14 protein-coding genes and 1 tRNA gene are annotated in these 20,831 nt (G+C 41.2%); 8 read left to right on the top strand and 7 right to left on the bottom strand.

The window, feature by feature from the left end:
- Window positions 1-60: 60 nt before the first annotated feature.
- The 4 genes from recD to C0W29_RS20285 form a co-directional block, all read right to left on the bottom strand.
- Window positions 61-2,136 carry an exodeoxyribonuclease V subunit alpha gene (gene recD / locus C0W29_RS20300; RefSeq protein WP_045045772.1) on the bottom strand — a complete coding sequence of 692 codons (2,076 nt, stop codon included), beginning with the start codon at window positions 2,134-2,136 and terminating at the stop codon, window positions 61-63.
- Window positions 2,129-5,746 carry an exodeoxyribonuclease V subunit beta gene (gene recB, locus C0W29_RS20295; RefSeq protein ID WP_045045771.1) on the bottom strand — a complete coding sequence of 1,206 codons (3,618 nt, stop codon included), beginning with the start codon at window positions 5,744-5,746 and terminating at the stop codon, window positions 2,129-2,131. The genes recD and recB overlap by 8 nt, the downstream gene beginning before the upstream one ends.
- 292 nt (window positions 5,747-6,038) lie before the next feature.
- Complete coding sequence (recC, locus tag C0W29_RS20290; protein WP_045045770.1) at window positions 6,039-9,500, bottom strand: exodeoxyribonuclease V subunit gamma; 3,462 nt, start codon at window positions 9,498-9,500, stop codon at window positions 6,039-6,041.
- A gap of 199 nt (window positions 9,501-9,699) precedes the next feature.
- Entirely contained in the window at window positions 9,700-10,692 is a 993-nt protein-coding gene (locus tag C0W29_RS20285) for a TDT family transporter (protein ID WP_045043477.1), read from the bottom strand.
- 162 nt (window positions 10,693-10,854) lie between these two features.
- On the opposite strand from C0W29_RS20285, the gene C0W29_RS20280 reads away from it, so the two are divergent.
- Entirely contained in the window at window positions 10,855-11,742 is an 888-nt protein-coding gene (locus C0W29_RS20280; RefSeq protein ID WP_045043476.1) for a LysR substrate-binding domain-containing protein, read from the top strand.
- Here the strand turns inward: C0W29_RS20280 and C0W29_RS20275 are convergent.
- On the bottom strand, window positions 11,739-12,425 hold the full coding sequence (locus C0W29_RS20275; protein ID WP_036796235.1) for a DNA-3-methyladenine glycosylase I: 687 nt from the start codon (window positions 12,423-12,425) through the stop codon (window positions 11,739-11,741). The genes C0W29_RS20280 and C0W29_RS20275 overlap by 4 nt on opposite strands.
- A gap of 82 nt (window positions 12,426-12,507) precedes the next feature.
- On the opposite strand from C0W29_RS20275, the gene C0W29_RS20270 reads away from it, so the two are divergent.
- Entirely contained in the window at window positions 12,508-12,810 is a 303-nt protein-coding gene (locus tag C0W29_RS20270) for a YebG family protein (RefSeq protein WP_045043475.1), read from the top strand.
- A gap of 339 nt (window positions 12,811-13,149) precedes the next feature.
- A complete protein-coding gene (gene dapD / locus C0W29_RS20265) occupies window positions 13,150-14,181 on the top strand; it encodes a 2,3,4,5-tetrahydropyridine-2,6-dicarboxylate N-succinyltransferase (RefSeq protein ID WP_045043474.1) in 1,032 nt (343 codons plus the stop codon).
- Between the two features lie 65 nt (window positions 14,182-14,246).
- Here dapD and C0W29_RS20260 read toward each other — a convergent pair whose 3' ends face one another.
- Window positions 14,247-14,570 carry a hypothetical protein gene (locus C0W29_RS20260; protein WP_036793372.1) on the bottom strand — a complete coding sequence of 108 codons (324 nt, stop codon included), beginning with the start codon at window positions 14,568-14,570 and terminating at the stop codon, window positions 14,247-14,249.
- 334 nt (window positions 14,571-14,904) lie between these two features.
- On the opposite strand from C0W29_RS20260, the gene gadC reads away from it, so the two are divergent.
- From gadC to C0W29_RS20235, 5 genes are all read left to right on the top strand, one after another.
- The gene (gene gadC, locus C0W29_RS20255; RefSeq protein ID WP_373455560.1) at window positions 14,905-16,428 is read left to right on the top strand and encodes a putative glutamine/gamma-aminobutyrate antiporter GadC; all 1,524 of its coding nucleotides are present in this window, start codon (window positions 14,905-14,907) and stop codon (window positions 16,426-16,428) included.
- Window positions 16,429-16,445: 17 nt separating this feature from the next.
- Entirely contained in the window at window positions 16,446-17,390 is a 945-nt protein-coding gene (gene glsA / locus C0W29_RS20250; protein ID WP_045045769.1) for a glutaminase A, read from the top strand.
- A gap of 15 nt (window positions 17,391-17,405) precedes the next feature.
- Complete coding sequence (locus C0W29_RS20245) at window positions 17,406-18,806, top strand: glutamate decarboxylase (RefSeq protein WP_045043472.1); 1,401 nt, start codon at window positions 17,406-17,408, stop codon at window positions 18,804-18,806.
- 152 nt (window positions 18,807-18,958) lie between these two features.
- A complete protein-coding gene (locus tag C0W29_RS20240) occupies window positions 18,959-19,573 on the top strand; it encodes a trimeric intracellular cation channel family protein (protein ID WP_036793369.1) in 615 nt (204 codons plus the stop codon).
- Between the two features lie 121 nt (window positions 19,574-19,694).
- Entirely contained in the window at window positions 19,695-20,219 is a 525-nt protein-coding gene (locus tag C0W29_RS20235; RefSeq protein WP_045043471.1) for a glycine zipper 2TM domain-containing protein, read from the top strand.
- 490 nt (window positions 20,220-20,709) lie between these two features.
- On the opposite strand, the gene C0W29_RS20230 is transcribed toward C0W29_RS20235, so the two are convergent.
- Window positions 20,710-20,786 (bottom strand) — tRNA-Asp (locus C0W29_RS20230).
- Window positions 20,787-20,831 lie beyond the last annotated feature (45 nt).

The raw sequence follows: 20,831 nt of genomic DNA, 5'->3' as shown, positions 1-20,831 counted from the left end.
GCCAGCATTGTTGCTGGCGTTTTTATTTATCTATGTCACTACATTAAACCAACAATTACACTAAACTAGCAGCTGCGCCAGACCACTAGCTCGCTCAGTTCGCACCTGCACACTCTTGGTAATAATATCCAGTGGCGCATACAAATACAGTCGTGACTTAGCGCGGGTAATACCGGTATAAATTAATTCACGGGTTAAAATCGGCGTGTAGTCAGCAGGTAGCACCATTACTGTATCAGCAAACTCTGAGCCCTGTGATTTATGAATCGTCATCGCATATACCACTTCATGCTCAGGAATACGACTCGGTAAAATACCGCGAATAGTGCCATCTGGCATTTCAAAATACACCCGTAATCGTCGGCGTCCAGTTTCTGGATCAATCTCAGGCTCAAGCATGGTCATACCAATATCGCCGTTGAATAACCCTAAGGCATGATCATTACGAGTGATCATAATCGGACGGCCAACATACCAAGTTTCATCATTCGGTGAAATACGACCACGATGAGTGAGCTCTTTTTCGATACGTTGATTTAACCCCACCACGCCAAAATCACCTTCACGCAGTGCACATAATAAACGCACATTTGAAAATGCTTTTAATACCTCGGCGGGTGTTTTGTCGGTTTTAATCGCATCAAGATAATCGAGATAAAAAGTGACTATCTGGTTAACCATCGACGCATAAGTTTCACTGTTTAACGGATAATGATGAATATCTTTAAACCCTTGTAGCCACACTTTATTCACCAACGCAGGTTTCCCCTGATTGATCGCTTTGGCTAATTGGCCAATCCCCGACAACGCATGGAAACGGTAACTCTTTTGCAGCATACATAAACAATCAGTCACGACACTTAAACCGATATTATTTGAGTGCAAGTCAAACCCAGTTAACTGGCTTAATAACTGCCCTTGTTGAGCACTGTAACCTTGACTAGAGAACGAACAAATATCACCCAGTACAGCCCCCGCCTCAACGGAAGCTAATTGATCTCTATCACCCAATAAGATCAATTTAGCCCCTTGCGGCATCGCTTCTAATAACCGCGCCATCATCGGTAAATCAACCATGGAAGCTTCATCGACCACCAATACGTCCAGATGGAGTGGGTTATCTTTATGGTGGCGAAATTCAACCCGATGAGGGATCGAACCCAATAAACGGTGCAAGGTGCTTGATTGCGTGGGAATTAAATCTTTAATTGCTTGTGGCACCGCCAATGATTTTATCGCCGAGCCAATCGATTCGGTTAAGCGCGCTGCCGCCTTACCTGTTGGTGCCACCAGCATAATATTGGGTTTATGCTCACCATTCGTTTGCATCACCAACGCAGCCAACAATTTAGCTACAGTGGTCGTTTTACCCGTACCTGGACCGCCAGAAATCACAGCAAACTGGCGAGTTAATGCCATCGCCGCAGCAACTTTTTGCCAATTTAAACAAGCATCAGCAGGCACTAAACTATCTAATGGCTGTAAATCTGTTATTTGGTTTGCTTGTTGTAATACGCTATCGATCGTAGCCCAATCAAGCTGTTGTGGTTTTACTATATCTAAAAAATCACAAGTCAATTGCTGCCGTTGCTGGCTATCCGTAACACCTTGCAGAGCATGATATAAATGGCCATAACTAGGCTGAAATAGATCATTCAACGCTTGATGCATCACGGTTAATTGTTGCCCTTGCCAGTGCGGATTATCAGTGACTTGGCCTTGATTTGTTGCCATCAGTACAATGCGCTCAGCAACCGTTTGTTCAAATTGCCAATAACGATTGAGGTATAAACGCCCATGATCAAGCACTAATGGACATGCTTGCAACCCCTTAGATTGCACATTAGCAACCACATCAAATTGATTTAGTAATGCTGCCCACTGGCTTGGATCAGGCAAGCCATCAATTAATGCCACTGATAGTCGAGTTGATAGCCCAAACAAATGCTGGATCTGTAGTTGATCAAGGCGCACACAAACATGGCCTTTACCTAATTCATAGCTCACTAACGCTGCCATCAATGCTGCCAAATCTTGTTGCGATTGAGGGCTGTGCAGCGCTACAAATTTAGCAAACTGATAATCAAGCTGACGTAATCCACCCTGCTGAGTGAGTTTTTGTAAACGCTTAAGCATGTGGCAATGCTCCATTCATAACTAAATCCAATTCATCAAGTAATATTTCGCTTGGGCGGGCGTAAAAAATACCACTGTCGCTACCCGCTTGAACACCCCGCAAAAATAAGTAATACACCCCACCAAAATGGGTTTCATAACTATAATTTGGAATACGACTACGTAAGAAACGTTGCAATGCCAGTGCATAGATTTGATACTGCAAATCATAACGGTGTTCACGCATCGCCGTTTGCAATTGCTCGCCACGATACACCTGCGGATCATCACCAAGATAATTCGATTTCCAGTCTAAAACGTAATACTTACCTTGATGTTCAAACACTAAATCGATAAAGCCTTTTAGCATTCCACTCACGGTTGCAAAGCCTAATTCGCCCGCTTTGGCTGATAACGGATCATGTCTAGCAATAACTTTATTTAATGTCACCGCTTGTAAAATCTCAATCGGTAATAAAAATTCCATTTCCGTTAATCGTTGTGAGGCTGTTTTGTCAGCCAAGCGCAACATATCACCATCAAGCGGGCAGGTTAATACATCGCGAATTAATTGCTGCAATACAGGCAACCACGCTAACTCATAGTTTTCTAATTGCAGCAGTTCGGTTAATTTCGCCACCGTTTCATCACAATCAACAGCAGCGGTAAAATCAATTTCTTCAAAGACAGTATGCAAAAATGTACCGGGACGCGCGCCACGAGGGAAAGTATAAATCGAGTATTGTGGCTCTAATTCCAGCTCACTGTCATCAACCTCTTCCGTCGCATTTTGTACAGAATCAATATCAAACCCAGGTAAATCTAAACTGCTATCATGGGCCGTTTGGTGTCCTTGTTTGACCAAATTAGAATAACTGGTCATCCACCAATTACGCTCCAATGATGCAGCAAATGGCCGCTTAACCAGTGCTTCAGTTACTTCATCTTGTGGTTGCCATTGACTATCAAGTAATTGCGGTGGCGCAGTAACGGTAATCGCGATTTGAGCTTCACTTAACTTCGCTAAGGCTAATTCAAGTGCTGCCACACCGCCTGCTTGACCATTCTGCACCAAATGCCCCATTGCTGAACGATGCAAACCCGTTGGCTCCTTGGTACTACGGCCATTACGAATTGGAGCCATACCGACATAACAACCATAAACAGCGCGAGTTAAGGCAACATAAATTAAGCGTAAATCTTCTGCTAATCGTTCTTGGTCGGCTTTTTCTATCGCTGCGGCTTGTTTAGCAATATCAAGCACAGTGATGTTATCAACCTCATCGTGATATTTAACTTCACCTTTGCTATCAACCTCACGGTAACTACATACAAAGGGCATAAACACCAAATCATATTCCAAGCCTTTAGATTTATGGATCGTGACAATCTGCACCAAATTACGCTCTGATTCTAACCGCATCACTTGATCATCAGCATTACCATTAGGCTCAGCAACATGCTCAGCTAACCAACGTAACAACGCATAATCGCTATCGAGTGTTTGACTTGCCTGTTGCAGTAATTCACCAATATGAAGTAGATCAGTTAACTTACGTTCACCACCATCTTCCGCCAGTAACCGCTCAGCAATTTGATTTTTTGCCATCACACTACGCAGCATTGGCATTACACCGCGCTTTAACCATTGCTGGCGATATTGCTTAAAACTGTTAACCGCAATTTCCCACTCATTCTCATCATTATTAAGTTGATCGAGTTCGATCGCAGTACGAGCAAACAATCCCGAAGCTAAAGCCGCACGTAATATACGATCATCTTCAGGGGTTAACACTGCTTGTAATAACCGTTGAATATCTGCCGCTTCAGAGGTTGAAAACACACTATCACGGTTAGATAAATAAACACTGGCGATGCCTTGCTTTGAAAGTGCTTCTCGTACTAATCGCCCTTCAGTACCGGTGCGTACCAACACCGCAATATCACCCGCGGCAATCGCATGCTGCTGCTCACCATCTAAAAAATAGGCTTGCTGTTGCTGTGACTGAGTCAGAATATGTTGGATTTGTGCCGCTGTTGCCGCCGCCATTGTCGCTTGATAATTGCCCTTAGTGATCGGCTTACCATCAGCACTCTCTTGCAACCAAAACGTCAAGGCATGTTGCGCTTCCCCTTCTAACCACCAGCTACGTTGCGCCGCTTTAGGACTATGATCAACCGCTAAAAACTCAATATCTTGATCATAAATAAACGGGCTATCTGGCTGTTGGAACACGCCGTTAACCGCAGCAATCATATTCGCTGTCGAGCGCCAGTTAGTGGCTAAGGTATAATGATCACTGACTTGGCGACGCGCTTGAATATAAGTGAAAATATCGGCGCCACGAAATGCATAAATCGCCTGTTTGGGATCGCCGATCATAAACAAACCACATTCAGGGTGATGGCGATAAACATCACTAAAAATACCGTATTGCAGTGGATCGGTATCTTGGAATTCATCAATCATCGCCACCGGATATTGCGCTCGAATTTTTCCAGCGAGCAACTCATCAACATCATTATCAATCGCGGCCCCTAATTGAGTTAGCAAGTCATCGAACGATAACCAACCTTTACGCGCTTTAGCATCAGCCAATAATTGGCGACAATGTTCAATCGCATGAGCTAATAAAGGTTCACGTAAGTTAGCCGGATTATCTAGCAGTTCAGCAATAGCACTAAACACCGCATGCTCAGGCGCATCACCTTTAGCAGTTTTTTCAATTAACGTTTGCTGATGAAAACGGATCAAATTATCGGGTAATTCATAGCCTACTGTTGGTTGAGCAGCCCACCCACTCACTTGCTCTAACCAATTGGGTAAACTTTTTTTAGTGTAACTGCGTTTATTAATGCCAGAGCTCGCAATCAAGGCCTCAAGATCGGCTTGATGCACGCGCCATAACGCTTTCACTTCATCAATTCGCACAATATTTTGCTGATGTAATTGTGCTAACGATTCAGTCATTGCCGCCACCGACAATCGCACTGGTGCACCGGTTAAACTATTACCAATTTCTTTTAATAATGCGGTTGGTGATGACCAAATTTCACGGACTTCATGGGCAAGTGCTGGCGGTAAATGATAAAAATTACTACGCCAATAATCGGCAACCACCAGTTTTTTTAATTGGCTTTCATCGGTCACAAATTCATTATTAAACCGAGATCCTGATTCAAATGCATTTTGGGTTAACATTCGCTGACAAAAACCATGAATAGTATAGATTGCAGCTTCATCCATCTGCCGTTCGGCTTGCAATAAAATGGTGGCGGCTAATTTATGGTCTTGATGTTCATTTAACAGGGGAGCAATCACAGGATCGTGACTAACACCGCGACTAAACGCCAATCGTGCGTCATGAATACGAGCACGAATACGATCGCGTAATTCAGCGGTAGCGGCTTCCGTAAAAGTTACCACTAAAATTTGATCAACCGTTAACTGCTGTTGATGACGATTATTATCATTGCCGTGGCCTAACAATAGTCGTAAATACAAACTCGCAATAGTAAAGGTTTTTCCCGTCCCCGCAGACGCTTCAATCAGACGGGTACCATGCAATGGAAACGTCATTGGTTGCAGAATATTCGTTAGTACTTCGGTTGTTAGTACTTCAGTCGCCATTATGTCACTCATCCCATGGTTGCTCTATGTAACAACAGTACTCGCCCGTGGTTGGTCAATATCAACGATCAGGCTCATTATTATGTGAGCCAACACTTAGAAGTAAATATTGGCATCCAAATTTCTGTTGTATTCCTATAATGTGAGAACTTACTCACGGTTTGTACTGCGGTGGTTAGTTAGTATCAGCGCCAGAAACTTAGTCACCTCTGGACCTGTGGTCGTACAGCAAACGCCCTACAACTAATAATGATTTGCTGACGACCACACTACTTAACTCTGCTTTAACTATTTATTCTGACTTAATTTCTTTACTGTTTATCACCACGGCTTGTAACACTAACGCCGCTAATTGATTTGCCTCTTGTGCCAATAGATCTTGCCATTGTGGCCATACGCGCTTGATATAATCATCGCTACCTTCACCAGCAAACAAATAGCCATCATTAAAACATTCTGCCATCTTCGTCAGTGCTTTTTGCTCGGTCTCATCATCATATTTCCAACTACCATCACGACCAATATGAGCTTGTATCGCAGCCATCGCTGTTTTAGGGAAATACGCTAATGGTTGATTTAAACCTTGGTAGTACAACTCAATCAACTGCTGTAAATACCCCAGTGCTTGTTGTGACTCAAGAGGCTGTAATTCGAGATGCTTATCCGTTCCTATAATATGAGTGACTTGTCGCGATTCAGGTACCGACACAGCTAAACACAAGTGATCAAACCATGCTGTAAGTAGATCTTGTGGGCGAATTTTACCGGTGCGGTAGCGTAACAATCCAGATTGATAACATTTCTTCAACCAGCCTTGTAATAACACTTTATGCCCTGCCACCATCACCGTGATCGCAACTTCTTGATCCGCTAGCGGTGCATGAATTAAAGGCTCAATAAGATCAGTTAAATTTGCGACGGCTTGACGGCTTGTGGCTAAATCAAGATCGCCAAATGCAGCGACGGGTAAGTTACCTGCCGCCCGTTGCTCGGCTGCAAACTGGTTATAAATCACCTCAGGATCAGCATTTTTAAGCTTCGCGTCTAACAATAACTCCAGTAACTGGTCGCGAATAAGATAACTTTCAAGACCATTAAGCACGAATGGCTCATCATCTTCTAATAATCCCATTGGCGGTTCAAAATAGACTTTCAGACGACGATTAAAAAAGTAACGTACTGGTAATCGCCAAAAACGTTGGAGTTCTGCTAACTCTAAAACTAAAACTTGCTCATCAGCAATAGGTTCAGCGACTAACGCATCAAGTTGAAACGGCGCACTAGCTTGACCATCACGGTTAGCTGCCGGTAACCATTCAATGGCAAAACTGGCATCGTCACCAATAAACGCACTCGGGCTAAATGGCACTAACGGGTGATGTTGAATTAACTGTTGCTTGATATTGTCAGCAGAAACATCAACGGCTAACGGTTGATCACCTTCACAACAATAACCTTGCTGGCAATACTCCACCAGCTCACTGACTAATACTGAGGGCACCTTTTGAGCATTATCTTGAATCGAACGGCCAACATAGCTGATATATAATGTTTGCTGGGCTGATAACAAGGCTTCTAAAAATAAGTAACGGTCATCATCACGGCGAGAACGATCACCCGCTTTGGTGCGACCATTCATTAAATCAAACCCTTCAGGGGCAATATTGCGCGGATAAGCGCCATCATTCATTCCCAATAGACACACCACATTAAAGGGAATCGAACGCATTGGCATTAGGGTACAGAAATTCACTTGCCCTGCTAAGAAACGCTGACTGACGCGTTCGCCAGAGAGTTTATCTTGCAAGTATTGAGTTAATACCGCTGGTGTGATCTGACCTTGGTAACCCGCATCTTGTAACTGCTGATGCAAACGCTGCAGGTTATCGCGAATTGATTTTAAAATTAGTTCGCCTTCTAACTCAACCGCAAAAAAATCATCGAGCAATTGATATAATAAGTCAGCCCATTGATTAACGGTTTGTGATTGTGCCAATCCGCTTCGATATTCAATTAAACTATCAATAAATCCCGCTAATTGACCCGCTAATTCAGCATCTAAACCTTGTACTTGCTCATAAGCTGAGATCCCCGCAAATAAACCGGTATCATGTGGCATCGCATAACCAAGTAGCATTCGCTGGATCCCAAATAACCACGTGTTTTGCAGCTGTTCAGGTAAGTCAAACTGACTCGCAGTGTGTTGATCAAGCCCCCAGCGAATCCCTACTTCTTCAATCCATTTTTTGATTTTTTCAAAGCTAGTACTATCAAAACCAAATTTTTCCATTACCGCTGGAACTTCTAATAACTCTAATAATTCAGAAGCATGACAGCGACTTTCAGGTAAGGTCAATAAGCGTAAAAATGCGAGTAGAATTGGATTTTCTTGCTCAGCAGTACGGTCAGAAATAGAGAATGGAATATAACGATTACCGGGCGCATTACCAAATACCGCTTGAATAGCAGGACTATAAGCATTGATATCAGCCACCATCACAATGATATCGCGCGGTTTTAGGTTGGGGTTAGCTGCAAACATTGCCAGTAATTTATCATGTAACACTTCAACTTCACGCATTGGGCTATGGCAAGCATGAATTGTTACAGAGTGATCATCACTCGCAATCGGAAATTTATGTTGGCTCGAATCAAGTTGAGTATCGTCTTGGCGATCTTGCAGGTTTAAAATATCAGCTTGAATAGCATGTAATAAGGTATCTGGCTCTATATCAACAAAGCCAGCGTCAACTTCATTGACTTCCATTGCTGATAACAAATAAATATTATCCCGCCCCAATTTACCCATTGACGCTAATAAACTATTACCGACAACATCATTGTGCATATCATCGTCATAGTTATTTTGATCGCTATCTTTAAGTACGGATAGCAACGCATCAAGATCATCATCGTTAGCAATGTTTTGTAACTGAACTCGTTGGCTAGCCGCTAAGCGCGCTAAATGCTTACGATCACGAATATCGCCCCAATAATATTTACATGGGTTAGTAAACATTAAATGAACATCAATATGTTCACCAATCGCCGCTAACGCATCTAAATAACGTGGCGGCAATGATGATATACCAAACACAAACAATCGTTGTGGCAACCCTGCTGCTAATAAAGCCGCTTTACCTTCACTACCAGAGTAATTATTCAACGTTTCAATAAAGTGATCATACAAATTAGCACGATGGTAAGGTGATTGTTCTAATGCCAAAGTTTGATCGTAAAGGGCTTGCCATAAGATTGGCTGCCATGGGTGCTCATCATTAAGCTCGGTAACAGTTTCACCCGCTTCCCACTGCTGGATCCATTCCGGACGATACACCAAATATTGGTCAAAAATATCAGCTATTTTTTCGGAAAGTTGGTAACACTTAAGCTGATCAGTATCGTTATCTAAATAGCGCTTTAGCGGTTCAAATTCAGATTGCTCAAACTGCTGTGGTAACACCTGCATTAATTTCCACGTCATGGCTTCTTTATTAAACGCGCTCCGCTCTGGTACATCATCCAAAACTTGAGTAAACATTTTCCAGATAAAGGTCGCCGGTAATGGAAAGTCAATATTTGCAGCAACCCCAAATGAAGTGGCTAATTCCATTTTTAACCATTGTGACATACCTGGGCTTTGCACCAGTATTTGCTCTTTTTCAAACGGATTCGCTAATGGTTGTAAGCGGATCAACTCCACTAATAACGATTTAAGCAGATCGAGCTGATTTGAATGATAGACAGTGAACACGCAGATATCTCACAGCAGAAGAATAGTGATCAAATTGTCTACCATCACTGAGATACTGTAAATAAATACAGCTTAAAAATATAAATAAAGCGCCGTAATACATCAGCAGCAATAAAAAAGCCCAGCCAAATTGGCTGGGCAACGCACTTAACATTTATTGGTACAACAATCCACTCGTGAAATTATTACACCATCGCTATCAAATGTTCTGTGGGCAGATTTCACTGCGTTGAAATAATCGACTCACTGGACGATAAAAAGCTAAATATCGAATTGCGACATAACCAATAATGATAGTTGCAACATATAATTCAATCATAGCTAAACCATGAACTTGGGCGACATAATGGGCATCAAAACCATAATTATTCATCCAAGCAGCTGTCTTAAATAGAGCAGTTGCACCAATAGCCATTGGGAAAGTAAATGCCGCATAACCAGGACTAAACTCTAAGCGTAATAAACGGAAAAACGCTAAATAAATGACTGCTGTCATCAAGACTGCAATACCACCAAGAACAGCAACAATCACTGGTGAAGGGGTTGCAGTAATCGTTAAATAACCGGCTAATGATAGGCTTGCTGGTGCTGCCATTATTGCGATTGTTGGTTTAGCTGCATCTGGCACTTCATCACGGAACATAAACCGATAAATCATCATCGGTAACATTACCGCATAAGCAAGCATGCCAAACATCAGTAATCCATACGCTAAAGGATGTAACGCTGCAACACCTGGAAATGAAACATCGGCCACAATAATCCCGATTGGTGGAACAAACCAACTTGGCACCATATGATGTAAATGAAAATCACGAGCGCGATGAAATAGAAATAAACCTAAAAATATCGCGTGTAATCCCACTGCAAATAACCACATATAAACGCCGATAGTAATTGAACCGTAAACACTCACGGCTTTTGATACCACCATTAATGCCATTGCAAATGTAGGTACCACACTACCAACAACGTGATGTGATAAATCACCCCATAATAACTTTGGATGCACTAAAAATTTAGCAATCAAAATAAGTAGCATCAATGCTGCGATAACAGCCCCCGTTATCTGTGCATAACCATGAAGTTGGGCACCATTCTCCCACGACCATAAAATACTCCCAATACCTAACGCTAAACCAGCCATTGGTGTTGGTGCGCCTGCAAGTTTTCGTTTTGTTGCTGCAATCATTTTTTTTCTCCGCTTAGATAGCAATAGCGAATTATTGTTTTGTTAGCAGCAGTATACCGCCTCACCAGTGTTTGTGATAATTGAATATATTTAAAATAGTGTTAATATTAACTGAACAAAAGGTGAGTAACGATTCATCTTATATTTTTTAATGAGGTGATGATGAATATCGCACTAAAACAGCTCAAAGTTTTTGTTACCGTGGCACAAGAAAAAACAATTACCGCAGCTGCAGAGAAATTATTTTTATCTAAACCCGCTGTCAGTATGGCGTTATCTGAATTAGAGAAACAACTTGATCATAAATTATTTGATCGTAACAACAATCGCTTAATTATCAATGAACAAGGCAAGCGATTATTACCCCTTGCCGATGAGCTTTTAGCCCGTTCTAACGCTATTGAAAATTTATTTGATCAAGCGGGACCACTTACTGGCAAATTAAAAGTGGGATCAAGTGATACCGTGGGAAACCAAGTAACACCTTTTTTATTGCGTGATTTTCGACTGGAATCCCAACATCGAGATCAAACATTATTTATCTCAAATACGGCTCAGATCTGTCATAAATTAACGGAATTTGAATTAGATGTAGGTTTAGTTGAAGGTAAAGTTCAGCACTCAGATCTTGTCGTGCAACCATGGTTATGTGATCAAATGGTTGTCGCCTGTCATCCCCAGCATCCATTAACAAAAATTGAAAATTTACAGCTATCAGATCTCGAAAATTCAGAATGGGTTTTAAGAGAAACCGGATCAGGTACACGGGAGTTTTTTCTTAACCGTATCTCACCGCGGTTAGATAAGTGGACCACCTCATTTGAATTAAATACCACTGAGGCGATCATTAATTGCGTAAGTGCCGACTTAGGCATCACTTGTATGTCTCAACGGGCAATATCACACGCGGTTAAGGAACAACGCGTCGCAATACTGACACTACCCCTCGATATGAGTCGTCAATATTGGCTACTGTACCATCAAGAAAAATATCAAAGTCCGTTATTAAAATTATTTTTAGAGTTTTGCCAAAAGTGGCAATTTGATTAAACGCGGTTATCCCCAACGCTAAACGCAATAATTTGGCTGATCTGGGTTAATGGTCGGCCTGATTGTTGTTGCCAATGATTAAATGCATCTTGAGCTGCACGCAATGATTTTAACGTATCACGACCACCATCAATAACACCGGTATGACGCAAATAAGCCTCAACATCTTGAGTAAATAGAAAGGTATCTTTACCTAACCCACGTAAACTATAAGCCCCCGTTTTACCACCTAAGCGACAACCATGCTTTTTTAAATATAGCCACAAGCCAACAATATCTTGCTCAGGCCAATCTGCCACCATCGCCGCGAATGAACCATACTCCAATGCCGCACGATGGATCATATTAGCATTTTCAGGGATCGTCATTACCTTTTTCAAATCGCGAATAATAGTCGCGTCTTGCGCTTTCCGCTCCCACATTTCGGTCGGCATTAACCCCATTTTTTCAATATCAAACTGAAAGAACGCCTCCTCAAATGCAGGCCATTTATTACGCACGACCTGCCATCGAATTCCACACTGAAACACTTTTTGAGTGAATTCAGCCAGCCAACGATGATCGGGAATCAATCGTAATTGATCATTACTCAATGGCATCGTTAATAACTTGGTTAAATTTGATTCACCGCCTTTTCTTTCTGCAGCACGATGATATATTTGGTTAAATTTTTCTCGAGTCATCACATTCACACGCTTAGCACTAGACTCATTCACCATACTACTGTATAAGCGTCCAGTAAATAAATTTTAGGAGAGGATGACCATGGCAGTTATCGTCAAGTATGTAGTAGAGCGCAACGGAGTAGAAAAGATGACTTTTACCTCTAAATCCGAAGCCGACGCATATGACAAAATGCTTGATATGGCAGATGATATGTTTGCTTTATTAAGTGAAAGTGATTTATTCGAAGATGAAGCTAAGCAAGAAGAACTATCAATGTTCTTAGCGCAAAAACGCGAGCAAGTTTTAGTTGCTCTAGGCGCTAAAAAAGCAAAGCCAGCTCCAAAAGCGAAAGCTATAAAACCTGAAGTTGTTGCCGATGAGCAACAACAAGACGCCGCATAATTTAGATATTATCCAGTTTGTCGTCGAAAGCCTCCTAATGGAGGTTTTTTTTCGTATTGTTTTCGGCAACACCATTAAATAGTGGCCTTTCGTTATCTATTATCAATAAATGACAGCCCTTCACATCGTTTACAATGGCCATTTTTAGTTAATAAACCATCATTTTGTACTGATTATTGGTTCAGCTCTTCTATATTTTTATAACTGTCTTTATGATGGTTTTAATCGGCGGTAAATCACCTGTTAACTCAAGACGTAACAGCTGTCTTATGTTATTGGTAAACGAATTATTTTAATTACCGTATCGTATTAATTTATTTGAATGGAGAACAGGTAACCATGTCTAGCTTTTCACTTGCCTTAGGTACTGCAACTAAAAACCGTGATGGAAAAATTATTGAAGCGTTTTTTCCAACTCCAACGCTACACCCATCAGAGCAACTAGTAAAAGACATCGCAACGATTGTTAATTACCGCGGTGGCAACCAAGCTATCGAAGTAACGCCTGAACAATGTGCGGCTATTGCTTCTGCATTTGAAGATGCAAACGACGAAACAAGTGCGCAATTTGCAGCTAAAGCGACATTGTCTTCACAACCTCTGGTTATGGTGATGCTAAAAACAGACATCTCACCAGTATCAGTTGCTGAAGGTTTTTTAAAACTGCAACTTATCTCCCACCGTTTAGTTAAGCCTCATGGCGTGGTACTTGATGGTATCTTTGGTCTATTGCACAACATAGCATGGACGAATAAAGGCCCTATCGATTTACCAGAGCTTGCTGAGCGTCAGATGGATGCGCGTCTTAATGGCGAAACCATCACCGTTGATTGTGTCGATAAATTTCCTAAAATGGTTGATTACATCGTTCCAACAGGTGTTCGTATTGCTGATACTTCACGAGTACGTTTAGGTGCGCATGTTGGTGAAGGCACAACGGTTATGCATGAGGGTTTCATTAACTTTAATGCTGGTACAACTGGCGTAAGCATGGTTGAAGGTCGTATATCGGCTGGTGTTGTGGTTGGCAATGGCTCAGATATCGGCGGTGGCGCTTCTATCATGGGTACATTATCAGGTGGCGGTAAAGTCGTTGTATCAATCGGTGAAAATAGCTTACTGGGTGCCAATGCTGGCCTAGGATTCCCACTTGGTGATCGGTGTACTATCGAATCTGGTTTATATGTAACAGCGGGTTCAAAAGTACAAATGTTAGATGCTGATGGTAAAGCTGTTGAGACAGCAAAAGCACGTGATCTAGCGGGTAAAGCTGATTTATTGTTCCGTCGTAATTCAATGACAGGACAAATTGAATGTTTAACCAATAAAACGGCCATTGAATTAAACAGCGAACTACATAGCAATAACTAAAATTGCCTCCAACTCAATAATCGCAAACAGCCGCTACGCTGCTATAGCATAGCGGCTGTTTTTAATTATGCTTCAGGTTCAGACTGTGACTTTTTCTTAATAATATAAATAAACGGATTTGCAAACGAAAACTTACTTCCTTGAGTGGTTAATCGCTTATCACGCATCGCCACTAACACTTCTTTTTGCACTTTCACTAAAGCAAAGAAACGCAACATCATAAAACCAATTAATATCGGTAAAAATACCGATCCCGCTTCATTTGATTGCAAAATAAAACTAATTGCCATCCAACCAACAATCATCGCCACTAACAAATAAAATGATGCTGTTTTCAGTTCAATTCTAATTTCTGAATCCGTTTCATTACGCTGGAAAAAAAATTTCACTGGTTGTTCCCTAAAAAAATCAATCTGTTGAATTTCATTTTTACATAAATTTTACCGCAATAATATTATCAAATAAATCTGCATCAATATTTCGCCTTCAAGTATGAAAATATTTTATTAACCCGATTAAATATACAAATTGACTGCATAAAGCAAAATTATGCGCAACATGCATATTTGAAACTTAAACAATTCTTTTTATAAATTTGCATAACTATCCCTTGGTGCTATTTTTATGCAGTGAGTTTATTAAAACAGTACAAAATGTTCTGTTATTCAACCACACAGCCTAAAAATAAAAAATTTTAATCCCATTTTAAAATTAAGTTGGTTAATGATGACTATTACAAATAAAGCAAAAAAAGGGGGGATCAGCATATTCGCATTGGCGATGTTAAACATCGTTGCAGTAGTGAGTTTGCGTGGCCTTCCAGCGGAAGCGGAATACGGATTAAGCTCCATTTTTTATTATATTTTTGCCGCCGTGGTATTTCTGGTTCCGGTATCACTTGTAGCTGCTGAACTTGCTACTGGTTGGTCTGAAAAAGGCGGTGTATTCCGCTGGGTTGGTGAAGCTTTTGGGCCACGATTAGCATTAGTGGCTATTTTCATGTTATGGATAGAAGTTACCGTTTGGTTCCCAACTGCACTAACTTTTGGTTCAGTTTCACTCGCATTTATGGGTCCCCATCAATCATGGGATCAAGCATTATCACAAAATAAATTCTTCGTACTTGGCGTTGTATTAGCTATTTACTGGTTAGCGACGTTCATCGCTTTACGTGGTACAGCAGCATTCTCTAAAGTGGCTAAATGGGGCGGTTTAATTGGTACCGTTATTCCTGGTATCGTATTAATCGTTTTAGGTTTCTCTTACCTATTCTTCTCTGGTCGTCCACCACAAGTTCAATTATCTTGGCACGATGTCATTCCCGACTTTTCTAACTTTAATAATGTTGTTTTAGCGGCAAGTATCTTCTTGTTTTATGCCGGTATGGAAATGAACGCTATTCACGTTAAAGAAGTTGATGATGCCCCACGTAACTATCCAATTGCGATTGCGATTGCTGCGATTGGTACCGTATGTGTATTCGTATTAGGTACACTTGCAATTGCATTTGTTATTCCACAAAAAGACATTAGTTTAACTCAAAGCTTATTAGTTGCTTACGATGATATGTTTGCTTGGGCAGGCATCAGCTGGGCCGCGCCAATTATGGCGGCATGTCTAGCCCTTGGTGTGCTAGCAGGGGTTGTTGGTTGGGTTGCTGGTCCTTCGTCAGCATTACTTGTGGTTGCTAAAGGTGGTTATTTACCGCGTTTTTGGCAGTACACCAACAAAAATGGTATGGCAACGCATATCATGATGGCTCAAGCATTCTTGGTTACCATGATTTCAGTTGTATTTGTGGTATTACCTTCTGTTCAAGCTGCTTACCAAATCCTCAGCCAATTAACGGTTGTACTTTACCTCATCATGTACTTATTAATGTTCGCTGCAGCTATTCACTTACGTTACAGCCAACCTAATCGTCCACGTCCGTACAAAATCCCTGGTGGTGATATGGGTATGTGGATCATTGCTGGTGTCGGTTTTTCTGGTTCACTATTAGCATTCATCTTCTCTTTCATCCCACCAAGTCAGATAGCCGTGGGTAGCCCTGAAGAATATGTTGGCTTCTTAGTGGTTTTAACCGTGATTTTCGTATCAGTACCATTGTTTATTTACAAAGCCCGTCAACCTCACTGGAAAGATCCAGCAGTCACTGACTTTGCGCCATTTACTTGGGAAATTGAAAAAGTTCACCCAGGCGTTATTAACCCATCAGACAAAATAACTCATACATTGAATCAATAAGAGTTAAGGATGCGTCAATGTCACAACTAAATGAAAAGCTTGCTGTTGTTATGCAGCAAGCGCTGGATGAAGCAAAAACAAATATGAATGGCGAAAATGCCTCATATATTCCATTTTTAGCTTCAGTACCATCAGAACTTACAGGGCTTGCCTTTGTGTCGGTTACTGGTGAAATTATTCAATTACAAGATGCCGATTATAAATTTGCAATTGAATCAATTTCAAAAATTATGACGCTTGGCCTAGTACTTGAACAATCAGGCGCTGATACACTGCACAGCAAAGTCGGTGCAGAACCAACGGGAATGCCATTCAATTCAGTACTCGCTCTTGAACTACATCAAGGTAAGCCATTAACACCACTCGTCAATGCAGGTGCAATGGCAACGGTAAGTTTAGTTAAAGCAACGGATAAAGAACAACGTTGGCAACAGATTTTAAATTTCCAATCACAATTAGCAAATAGTGACATTACATTATCGGCTGAAGTGAACCAATCAGAACAAACCACCAACACTCATAATCGTGCCATTGCATTGTTATTAGAGTCCTCTGGTCGTATGTACTCAGAACCACTTGAAGCCTGTGATGTTTATACTCGCCAATGTTCAACCTTATTTAATGCAGTTGAACTAGCAACTGTTGGCGCAACACTGGCTAATGGTGGTAAGAATCCATGCTCTGGTAAACAATTAATTAAACAGCAGAATATTCCTCACATCCTCGCTGAAATGGCAATGGAAGGTCTTTACGATACGTCTGGTGATTGGGCTTATGATGTTGGTCTTCCAGGCAAAAGTGGTGTTGGTGGTGGTTTGTTAACTGTTATTCCAAACATTGGTGCACTCGCTGCATTCTCACCACGACTAGACCAGTTTGGCAACAGTATCCGTGGCCAACAAATGATTAAGCATGTTACTCAAGCAATGGCTTGGAACTTATTTAGCAGTAAGCAACATTAAGGTAGGAAGAAAATTATGGCTCTTCATGAAGTAAACCGTCAATCAGAAAATGACCCAATCTTTGGTTCAGAAGCGATTAATAACGTTGCGGCAACTACCAAGCTACCACAGCAAGAACAAGCACCAAATGTGATCTATCAAATGATCCGTGATGAACTTTACCTTGATGGTAATTCTCGTCAGAACCTAGCAACATTTTGCCAAACATGGGAAGAAGATGAAGTTCATAAATTAATGGATCTTTCCATTGATAAGAACATGATAGATAAAGATGAATACCCTCAATCCGCTGAAATTGAAGGACGTTGTGTCCATATGCTAGCGGATTTATGGAATTCACCTGACTCAGTCACAACGGTAGGTACATCAACAACAGGTTCAAGTGAAGCCTGCATGTTAGGTGGTTTGGCTGCACTATGGCGTTGGCGTGAAAAGCGTCGTGCGCTAGGTCAACCGACAGATAAACCCAATATGGTTTGTGGTCCAGTTCAAGTATGTTGGGAAAAATTTGCCCGCTACTGGGACGTAGAAATGCGTGAAACCAAAATGGACGACGGTCATTACTTTATGACTCCAGAAGACATGCTAGAGTTGGTTGATGCTAACACTATTATGGTTGTGCCAACATTTGGTCAAACATTTACGGGTCTATACGAGACCGTAAAACCATTATCTGATGCGTTAGATACCTATGAGCATGATACTGGTAACTCTATTGATATCCACGTTGATGGCGCAAGTGGTGCTATGCTTGCACCGTTCTGTGCTCCAAATATCGAACTTTGGGACTTCCGCCTCGAACGTGTGAAATCAATTAGTACTTCAGGCCATAAATTTGGTTTAGCACCATTAGGTTGTGGTTGGGTTGTATGGCGTAGCAAAGAAGATCTACCTGAAGGGTTAGTATTCCATGTTAACTACCTTGGCGGTGACATGCCAACCTTCGCTTTGAACTTCTCGCGTCCTGCAGGTCAAATTATTGCGCAATACTATAATTTCCTTCGTTTAGGCTTTGAAGGCTACCAACGTATTCATAATGCAAGCTATGATGTGTGTGAATATTTAGTTAAAGAACTTAATAAATTTAATCTGTTTGAATTTATCTTTGATGGTAATCGTGAAAAAGGTATCCCTGCTATTTCATGGCGTTTAAAAGCGGATGCGAATGTTTCATTCTCGCTATATGACCTTGCTGATCGTTTACGTACTCGTGGTTGGTTAGTACCGGCTTATACACTACCAGCAAATGCGCAGCAGATTATTGTGCAACGTATTCTAGTTAAACAAGGCCTAACTATTGATCTTGCTAACCTATTGATTGCTGACTTCCAACGTTCAATTAATTTCCTTACTTCTCATGCAAATCCAAACTGTACTGCAGAAGATGTGAAAACATTTGATCATAGTGGCCGTTAATCAACAATAAGCATTTAAATAAAGGTCGGTTTAATACCGACCTTTGTTATTTTTGCAAACACTAAGTTCACTATTACCCGCTCCTATATATTCACTAACATGCTAATATTTTTAAAAATCATCTACTGTATTACAACGTTATAGGCGCCTAGATGTTTGTTCACACTATTGAAATCATCTGTATTATTGCCTTTGCTCTCAGCGCTGTAATCAGCGAAACCAATCGAGGCAAAGATATTATTAGTGTCTTAGTCTTAGGCTGGGTAACCGCACTCGGTGGTGGTACCGTTCGCGATGTTATTTTATCAACTGATCAAGTTTTTTGGATCAAAGATCCATCCTACTTTTGGACCGCATTATTCGCTTCTATCTTCGGCTTTTTCTTCGCTCCTTATTTACGAAGAATTCGTGCCGAACGTTTAATTGTCATTCTTGATGCTATTGGTATTTCAATGTTTTCTGTATTAGTTACCAAGAAAATGATCTCACAAGACTATGCAGCCTATGTTGCGATTACGATGGGGATGATCACTGCTATTTTTGGGGGGGTTGTACGTGATATTATCGCCAGTCGCCCAACGATGTTTAATAATACTGAATTTTATGCAACTCCAGTTATCATTGGCTGTTCATTATATGTGGTAATGGCACGCTGCAACATAAACTCAGAAATTGCGACATTAGTTAGTATCGCTTTTATCTTTATTCTTCGCATGTATATCGTGATCAAGAAAAAAACTTTCCCTCATTACCTCATTTTAAAATAGTCACATTCATTGTAATTAACAGTTACACTGCTGACATAACCCTTACAATAACTTTACTTTTTACTGTCATATTTTTACTCCTAAAGCTTTACAATGGACACTGTATAATTAGGAGCGCCCAATGAATAAAAATCTCATTATTAGTCTTAGCACCATTATTGCCTTATCAAGTGTTGCCCTTACTGGTTGTTATGACAACGGTAAAAGCGATCCCAATCAAGCTGATATTCTCTCTGTAAAAGCGGTAACCAAAACCGTATCGATACCTCATAAAGTTTGTGAACAAGTTGCTGTTACTCATCATGCAGCAGTAAAAGACGAAAATAAATTGGTTGGCACTGGATTAGGTGGTGCTATTGGCGGAGTATTGGGGCATCAAGTTGGCGATGGTAAAGGTAAAACGCTTGCTACAGTTGCAGGAGCCGTGGCAGGAGCCGTGGCTGGTCGTGCCGTTCAGGATAAATACCAAGCTGAAAATACTACGACCTCAATGGAACAACGTTGCCATAATGAATACACCAAAAGCGATAAGATCGTTGGTTATGATGTAACCTATAAAATTGGCGATAAGCAAGATACTATCCGTATGGAAAAAGAACCTGCTGGTGATACTTTACCCGTTAAGAATGGTCACCTTGCCATTTAAAAACAACTTAGCCTAGGGGGAGTTATTGACTACAAAATCCCCCTTAGGATCATCTAAAATTCTCCCCCTCGGCTTCAGCTTAAACTATCATTTCCCCTACTAATCTTTCAAATCAGGTTTCTTCAATAACGTGAAGTGGACGAGACTTGCCATATCTAATATGACAACCAAAGCATCAGCGCGCCCTTTTTCTATCACATAATAACCGTGGCAGGCTGCTAAGCTTCTTAATCAAAACTAACTTATGACTTAATCCTCTGCCGTCATTCCCTACAGTGAGGTTACGAACGAGATAGGAAATCTATTATTAGCACGTTGTAGAGTTATTGTTTTAGCTGCTTTTTTATTAGTTTCTTTAATGCTCAAACACGTGATGAGCAGATCACGGATAGCTCGTGCTTCCAGATGACGGAGTATAGCCCGCGCTATCATTACCATTTTCTACAGACGAAAAAAAACCTGAATCTTTCGAATCAGGTTTCTTAAATAATGGCGGAGTGGACGGGACTCGAACCCGCGACCCCCGGCGTGACAGGCCGGTATTCTAACCAACTGAACTACCACTCCGCAGTGTCTATTCAGCATTTAAGCAATTTGAAGCCTGGCGATGTC

This window comes from Photobacterium kishitanii, assembly GCF_003026355.1.
Lineage (GTDB): Bacteria > Pseudomonadota > Gammaproteobacteria > Enterobacterales > Vibrionaceae > Photobacterium > Photobacterium kishitanii.
Note: the sequence above shows the minus strand (reverse complement) of the source record. Positions and strands in the feature narration are given on the sequence as shown.

What these genes read in the sequence shown, in the direction of transcription:
- C0W29_RS20235 (WP_045043471.1), top strand. Translation starts at nt 19,695, where the DNA reads ATGAATAAAAATCTCATTATTAGTCTTAGCACCATTATTGCCTTATCA.
- recB (WP_045045771.1), bottom strand. Translation starts at nt 5,746, where the DNA reads ATGGCGACTGAAGTACTAACAACCGAAGTACTAACGAATATTCTGCAA.
- C0W29_RS20245 (WP_045043472.1), top strand. Translation starts at nt 17,406, where the DNA reads ATGGCTCTTCATGAAGTAAACCGTCAATCAGAAAATGACCCAATCTTT.
- gadC (WP_373455560.1), top strand. Translation starts at nt 14,905, where the DNA reads ATGATGACTATTACAAATAAAGCAAAAAAAGGGGGGATCAGCATATTC.
- C0W29_RS20240 (WP_036793369.1), top strand. Translation starts at nt 18,959, where the DNA reads ATGTTTGTTCACACTATTGAAATCATCTGTATTATTGCCTTTGCTCTC.
- C0W29_RS20270 (WP_045043475.1), top strand. Translation starts at nt 12,508, where the DNA reads ATGGCAGTTATCGTCAAGTATGTAGTAGAGCGCAACGGAGTAGAAAAG.
- glsA (WP_045045769.1), top strand. Translation starts at nt 16,446, where the DNA reads ATGTCACAACTAAATGAAAAGCTTGCTGTTGTTATGCAGCAAGCGCTG.
- C0W29_RS20275 (WP_036796235.1), bottom strand. Translation starts at nt 12,425, where the DNA reads ATGACTCGAGAAAAATTTAACCAAATATATCATCGTGCTGCAGAAAGA.
- recD (WP_045045772.1), bottom strand. Translation starts at nt 2,136, where the DNA reads ATGCTTAAGCGTTTACAAAAACTCACTCAGCAGGGTGGATTACGTCAG.
- C0W29_RS20285 (WP_045043477.1), bottom strand. Translation starts at nt 10,692, where the DNA reads ATGATTGCAGCAACAAAACGAAAACTTGCAGGCGCACCAACACCAATG.
- C0W29_RS20280 (WP_045043476.1), top strand. Translation starts at nt 10,855, where the DNA reads ATGAATATCGCACTAAAACAGCTCAAAGTTTTTGTTACCGTGGCACAA.
- dapD (WP_045043474.1), top strand. Translation starts at nt 13,150, where the DNA reads ATGTCTAGCTTTTCACTTGCCTTAGGTACTGCAACTAAAAACCGTGAT.